Source organism: Myxococcus sp. AM011 (assembly GCF_013372595.1).
Classification (GTDB): domain Bacteria; phylum Myxococcota; class Myxococcia; order Myxococcales; family Myxococcaceae; genus Myxococcus; species Myxococcus eversor.
In genome coordinates, this window is the sequence record NZ_JABXEM010000486.1 from 1 (window position 1) to 3,264 (window position 3,264).

At 70.7% G+C, this 3,264-nt stretch carries 3 protein-coding genes; 1 reads left to right on the forward strand and 2 read right to left on the reverse strand.

Annotated elements, in window-relative coordinates; translation table 11 throughout:
* Positions 1–696 (forward strand): TrkA family potassium uptake protein (locus HUW62_RS46490; RefSeq protein ID WP_176438104.1); only part of this gene is annotated, 696 nt, incomplete at its 5' end.
* Positions 697–902: 206 nt separating this feature from the next.
* Here HUW62_RS46490 and HUW62_RS46495 read toward each other — a convergent pair.
* Together HUW62_RS46495 and HUW62_RS46500 are read right to left on the reverse strand one after the other, a co-directional pair.
* Entirely contained in the window at positions 903–2,216 is a 1,314-nt protein-coding gene (locus HUW62_RS46495; protein ID WP_240357155.1) for an alpha/beta fold hydrolase, read from the reverse strand.
* A 397-nt stretch (positions 2,217–2,613) separates the two neighbouring features.
* Positions 2,614–3,264 (reverse strand): glutathione S-transferase family protein (locus HUW62_RS46500; protein ID WP_255204029.1); only part of this gene is annotated, 651 nt, incomplete at its 5' end.

Here is a 3,264-nt window from a genome sequence, read left to right on the forward strand (position 1 = left end):
GGGCGGGTGGGCTACCGCGTGGTGGCGCAGCTGAGGGAGATGGAGAAGGACGTGGTGGTGGTGGAGAAGCGCGAGGACGCAGCCTTCGTGTCCGCGCTGCGGGATGAGAACGTGCCGCTGCTCATCGACGACACGCGCAGCCCGCTGTGCCTGCCGCGCACCAACGTGAAGGAGGCGTCCGCCATCGTCTGTGCGACGGATGATGACCTGGCCAACCTCAACATCGCGCTGGATGCGCGGAGGATGAACCCGAACATCCGCGTCGTCATCCGGCTGTTCGACGAGGACCTGAGCGGCAAGGTGCGCGACACCTTCAAGGCGGAGGCGCTCTCCAGCTCGTCGCTCGCCGCGCCCGCCATGGCGTTGGCGGCCTTGGACCCGCGCATCATCCACTCGTTCCACCTGGGCAAGCACCTGATGGTGGTGTCCAACTTCGAGGCGCGCGAGGGGCTGCCCGGGCTGACCATCTCCGACATCCGGGACAGGTTCGGCGGGCTGGCGCTGTCGCTCCTGCGTGGCAGTCATGAGCGGTTGCACCCGGTGGGCGAGGAGGTCATCCGCCCCGGTGACATCCTGGCCATCCAGGCGTCGTATCCGGAGTACCGGCGTCTGCGCGCCTTCGCGTGCGAGGCGGAGCCGCCCATCTGGTCGCACCAGGACCCGCCGCCGCTGCCCGGGCAGCGCAAGGTGGGCTGAGTCCCGGCGTCACACCGTCCTTGGGCGGGTGGCGCTGGTGGAGGCGAGCGCGGAGCCTCGGGGCTCCAGCGCCGAGGGCAGCATGGCGAGATGGGCTGAGGCCCATCGTCACACCGTCCTCGCGGAAATGGTGCGTGCGGCACTGGTGGCTGCGAGCGCAGGGTCGCCGGGCTCCAGCGCCGAGCAAGATGGGCTGCATCCCTGCCTCACACCGGCCGCGCGGAAGCGGGGCGGGTGGCGCTGGTAGACGCAAGCGCGGGGCCTCCCGGCTCCAGAGCGGAGGGCAGCGCGAGGGCTCGTGTGAGCAGGGCCGCGAGTGGCTCCCACTCAACGAGGAAGCCGTCGTGCCCGTACAGGCTGGACAGCTCCGCGTGCTCCGCATGGCGTCCGAGCGTGCGCAGGCGCTGGGCAATGGCCGCCATGTGCTCGGGGAAGAAGAGCTGATCCCTGTCGATGCCCACGCACAGCGCGCTCGCGCGGATTCGCTCCAGTCCGCCATGAGGCGCGCGCGAGAGGTCGTGGTGGTCCATGGCTCCGAGCTGCACGAGGTACGCGCGCGCATCGAAGCGGGCCTCCAGCTTGCGCCCCTGATGCTCCAGGTAGCTCTGCACGGGGTAGAGCGCGCGGGAGGACCACGTCGGCGGCCGCTGCTGACTGGCTTCGAGTCCAGGCTCGGCGCGGTACGTGAGCATCGCGAGCTGTCGCGCGAGCTCGAGTCCGCGATGCGGTGCCTCGGGAAAGCCGGGGTCGAGGAGCAGTGCCTGCCGTGCGACGTGGTTGAGTCCCACCACCCACGACGACGCGGCCTCGGCCGTGGCGATGGGGGCCATGCGCGCGAAGCGCTCCGGAGCGAGCGCGGCGAGGCAGAGGACAATCATTCCGCCCAGCGAGCCGCCGGTGACGAGGTCCACCTCCTGGATGCCCAACGCGTCGAGCGCGAGGAGGATGCTTCGAGCCTGGTCCCACGGGGTGACGGTGGCGGGAAGGTGCTGCTCATCCTGGCGGAGGTCGCCCTTGGCGAGCGTGGGCGGAGGCCCGAAGCGCGTGTCGTCCGTGCGACGGGGAAATCCTTCATCGGCGGGGCCCGAGGTGCCGTAGCAGGAGCCGAGGTTGTTGAAGCACAAGAGCCGCACGCGAGTCGGGTCCAGCGCGCGCCCCGGGCCGATGACGGGCTCCCACCAGCCGCCTTCACCTCCAGCGCGCATGTCTCCGGTGAGCGCGTGCACGAGCAGCACGGTGGGCACGCGCGAGGAGGGGCGGGTGTCGCTTCGACGGCGGGTGCGCTCGACGGCGTGGTGTTGCTCGGCGAGGGTGCGACGGACGACGCGCGGCGTGGTGCCCCGGGCTTCTTCATCCGGGAGGAGCCGGGCGCGAGCGTGGAGCCACGGCAGGTCGTCCTCGGGGCCCCACCACCAGCCGCGCACGAGGTGGGGAGCGATGCGCGCACCTGCTTCCAGCGTCAGGTCCGGCGGTGTCACTTCGAAGAGGCGCGGCGTGGGCGCGCAGGTGAGGGAGGCCAAGGGGAGACTCCGGGCAAGCGGGTGGCGTCGCGGGCGCATGGGGGCGTCCGGGTGGGAACCAGGTTCAGCTCGGGCGGAACGGTTTCGCTGCGCTCCTGTGGGAGTGCGCGAGGGCGCTGAAGGAGGGCCAGAAACGACGAAGCCCACCGACCCTCGCGGGGTGGGTGGGCTCGGTGGCTCGCCAGGGTCGGATGGACGTCAGCCGACGCGGGCGGGCGGGAGCCCACCTGTCATCGACATTCGACGCATGGCGAGAAGGGACGTCATCGGCGCTAGGGATAAACGCTCGCCCCACGTGAGTCAAGCTGACCCGCGGTGCCAGGGCGCGGCGTGAGGGGCTTGTGACACTCGCAGCGCCACCGCGTCACGGGATTCCACGAGGGCGTGGAAATCCCTCTCACGGGTTCGTCACGTGGGCGTTCGCGGTGTACGGCGCGAGCGCGCCGATGTGGCCTGGGTGGGCCTTCACTCGCGCGAGCCAGGCGGACACCGCGGGGAAGTCACCCAGGTCCAGGCCCACGTCGGGAGCGAGGTGGACATAGGCATACAGGCCGATGTCGGCGACGGTGGGGCGCTCGCCCACGAGGAACGTGTGGTGCTGGAGGTGGCGCTCCAGGGACTTGAGGGCGTTGCGGCCCGCTTCGATGCGCAGGAGGAAGGTCTCCGGGTGGCGAGGGGCGCGGCCGGTGAGCTTCCAGAAGCGGGCGGTGCCGATGTTGGGCTCCACGGCGTTCTGTTCGAAGAAGAGCCACTGGTGGACCTGGGCGCGCTCGAAGGCATCCTGGGGAAGCAGTGGGGTGCCCTCGGCGAGGAAGAGGAGGATGGCGTTGGATTCGGCGAGGAAGCGGCCCGGCTCGGGTTCCAGCACGGGGATGCGGCCATCGGGATTCTTGTGGCGGAGGAAGTCCTCCGTCCGGCTCTCGCCCGCGAAGATGTCCACGGGGACCAGCTCGTAGGGCCGGTCGAGCCAGGAGAGCAGGAGGCGCAGCTTGTAGCCGTTGGCGGAAGGCGCGTAGTCGTAGAGGCGCATGGGGGCTCCGGGGAGGTG